The organism is Salinivibrio sp. MA427, assembly GCF_001996115.1.
In the GTDB taxonomy this organism is placed as follows: Bacteria; Pseudomonadota; Gammaproteobacteria; order Enterobacterales; family Vibrionaceae; genus Salinivibrio; species Salinivibrio costicola.
Genome location: NZ_MUFH01000287.1, coordinates 1 through 3,008, shown reverse-complemented (window position 1 = coordinate 3,008; position 3,008 = coordinate 1). Strand labels below are relative to the sequence as shown.

General features: G+C 47.8%; 2 protein-coding genes. One reads left to right on the top strand and one right to left on the bottom strand.

Going from position 1 to position 3,008, the window contains the following annotated elements; all coding sequences use genetic code 11:
* Position 1 precedes the first annotated feature (1 nt).
* Positions 2-907, top strand: a complete 906-nt coding sequence (locus BZG79_RS13375; RefSeq protein ID WP_077646612.1) for a lysine exporter LysO family protein — start codon at positions 2-4, stop codon at positions 905-907.
* Positions 908-979: 72 nt separating this feature from the next.
* On the opposite strand, the gene ptsG is transcribed toward BZG79_RS13375, so the two are convergent.
* Positions 980-2,410, bottom strand: a complete 1,431-nt coding sequence (ptsG, locus tag BZG79_RS13370; protein WP_077774646.1) for a PTS glucose transporter subunit IIBC — start codon at positions 2,408-2,410, stop codon at positions 980-982.
* Positions 2,411-3,008: the final 598 nt, after the last annotated feature.

Genomic DNA, 3,008 nt, shown 5'->3' with positions numbered 1-3,008 from the left:
AATGTTTTCAGGGATGTTATTTATCTTCGCGCCACTTATCGTTGGCTACTTGATCCCACTCAAGCAGCCCCGCCATATTCATACCGTGAATACGCTGACGATGCGATTGGTCATGGTTATCCTGGTGTTAATGGGGCTTAGCCTCGCGGGCTTAGACAACCTTGGCCAACATATCTCCACCATTTTGCATTTTGCCGCCACTTTCTTCATTTGTATTGGCGCCGCTAACCTTTTAGCGCTGCCAATTCTCGATAAATGGATGCCGACACAAACGCAAGGTCACCAATATAAGCTGACGTTACGTGGCATGATGTCTGAATCTGGAAAACTGATCGGCGCGGTCGCCACAGGTTTAATCGTTGGTCTACTGTGGCAACAAGATCTCTCTTGGGTCGACGCCGCCAGTGAAGGTATTTTGTTATTGTTGCTATTACTGATTGGCATCCAGCTACGCAATAGCGGCATGACGCTAAAACAAATCATCCTCAATAAGCGTGGTTTGATGATTGCCGCACTGGTGGTGGCAACGTCTTTACCTGGGGGGTTACTGGCAGCTTGGTGGTTGGGTATTCCTTATCACCATGGTTTAGCGATGGCCTCTGGGTTTGGCTGGTATTCTTTAGCCGGCATTTTAATGGGCGATGGCTTAGGCCCTGTCTATGGTGGCGCCTCGTTTATTCTCGAGTTAGGACGCGAGCTTGTAGCGATTATGATGATTCCAATATTGATTCGTCGCTATCCACTTACCGCCATTGGCTACGGCGGCGCAACCGCGATGGACTTTACTCTGCCAATCATTCAAAGCACCGGGGGTATCCGCTGTGTGCCGATTGCCATTGTCAGTGGGTTTATTCTCAGCCTCTTGGTTCCCGTCCTTATGCTCTTTTTTCTTTCTTTAGGCGGTTAATCACCCAGCCAGTTGGATCAAAAAAGGGGTAGCACCCGGCTACCCCTTTTGCAAAATGGATAATGGTAGCGCTTATTGCGCGCGCATCCAGTTGTCCATTTCAGTTCGTAGGTTGTCTGACTTAGTACCAAAGATAGCTTGTACACCACCTGATACTTTTACAACACCCGCTGCGCCAAGCTGCTTCAACTTCGCTTCGTCAACAATGTCAGTATCCGCCACAGAGACGCGCAGACGTGTGATACATGCGTCTAAAGCAGTAATGTTGTCTTTACCACCGAAAGCTGCAACCAAGTCACCCGCTAGTTCAGAGCCTGTCGCTGTCGATACATCCGCCACGGCTTCGTCTTCACGACCCGGGGTTTTCAGGTCAAGGGCGCGAATCACCACGCGGAAGACAATGTAATACAGCACACCATAACCAATACCAAGTAGTACCAGAGTAGTCACGTTTTCAGCACGTGGCATCTGTACGATAAAGTCAATGAAACCGTTCGAGAAGGTATGACCGTGAACCACACCCAGTGCGTTCGTCAGCACATAAGCAGCACCCGCCATGATGGCGTGAATACCGTAAAGTACCGGTGCGATGAACAGGAACGAGAACTCAATGGGTTCAGTGATACCGGTCAGGAACGACGTCAGAGCGGCCGATGCCATGATACCCATGATTTTGGCACGGTTCTCTGGCTTCGCTGAGTGAGCGATAGCAAACGCAGCGGCGGGTAGACCGAACATTTTGAACAAGTAACCACCGGCTAACTGACCAAAGCCGTTACCTGCTTCACGCGTTACGTCGTTAGCGGTCAAGAAACACGTCATGATACCGTTGACTTGCTCACCGGCGTTGTTAACACAGCTACCTGCTTCATAGAAGAAAGGCACGTTCCAGATGTGGTGCAGACCAAATGGGATCAATGCACGCTCTACCACACCGTAGATACCAAAGGCGGTAACAGGGTTTTGCTCTGCGGCCCAGTGAGAGAAGGTAGCGATCGCACCACCGATTGGCGGCCAGATCACAGACAGGATCACACCCAGAGCAATCGAAATAAAGCCGGTGATAATAGGCACAGAGCGTTTGCCGGCAAAGAAGCCGAGGTAGTCTGGCAGCTGAATCGTGTAGAAGCGATTAAACGTCCACGCTGCAACACCACCCGCGAGAATACCACCAAGCACACCTGTCTTGATCGTATCTACACCCATAACGGGTGCCATCACATCCAGCGTAGCCACCATGATGCCGTAACCGACAATCGCAGATAGGCCCGATACACCGTCGTTATTGGTGAAGCCAAGTGCCACACCTACCGCGAACAGCAAGGCCATTTGACCAAACACCGAACCACCCGCTTGTTCCATCATGTGAGAAATGATGTCTGGCATCCAGCTAAAGTTGGCCGCACCAACACCTAATAGTATACCCGCAACCGGTAGCACAGATACTGGAAGCATCAGCGCCTTACCGACTTTTTGCAGATTAGCAAAGAGGTTTTTTGACATAGTTCTTGCTCCTAACAAGGACGTTTAACAATTGTGTCTCTAAAGACAGACCTTTCGATTCCCCCCCGCAAGAGGTCACACGATACAACAGGTGCCCAGAGAACAAACGATTTGTGATTATTGAACTCACCCAAACTATAAGGGGGGAATCAGTACCTTGCCTATCCGTAACGACTTTACTGATTAAAAAGTAAATATAGATCACAAACCGAACGGGTGACAAAAACAACAAAAATAAACGTAAGATCATGATTAAAAATTACTTTTTACACTGACGGCAGATAAAAAGACCGCATAAAAAAACAGCGACTTAAAAACCTCAAAAGTTATTTCATGTAACGAAAAATCTCATGCACACGATAAACGTTACAATGGCCATATTTTCTCTATTTTCCATGTAGTTATGATTAAATTGCGCCAGATCAAATTTCGAGCCGCATTCAGTGTAAAGCCGACTTAAAAACCTCAAAAGTTATTTCATGTAACGAAAAATCTCATGCACACGATAAACGTTACAATGGCCATATTTTCTCTATTTTCCATGTAGTTATGATTAAATTGCGCCAGATCAAATTTCGAGCCGCATTCAGTGTAAAGC

Coding starts and splice junctions, on each gene's coding strand:
- BZG79_RS13375 (WP_077646612.1), top strand. CDS start 2: ATGTTTTCAGGGATGTTATTTATCTTCGCGCCACTTATCGTTGGCTAC.
- ptsG (WP_077774646.1), bottom strand. CDS start 2,410: ATGTCAAAAAACCTCTTTGCTAATCTGCAAAAAGTCGGTAAGGCGCTG.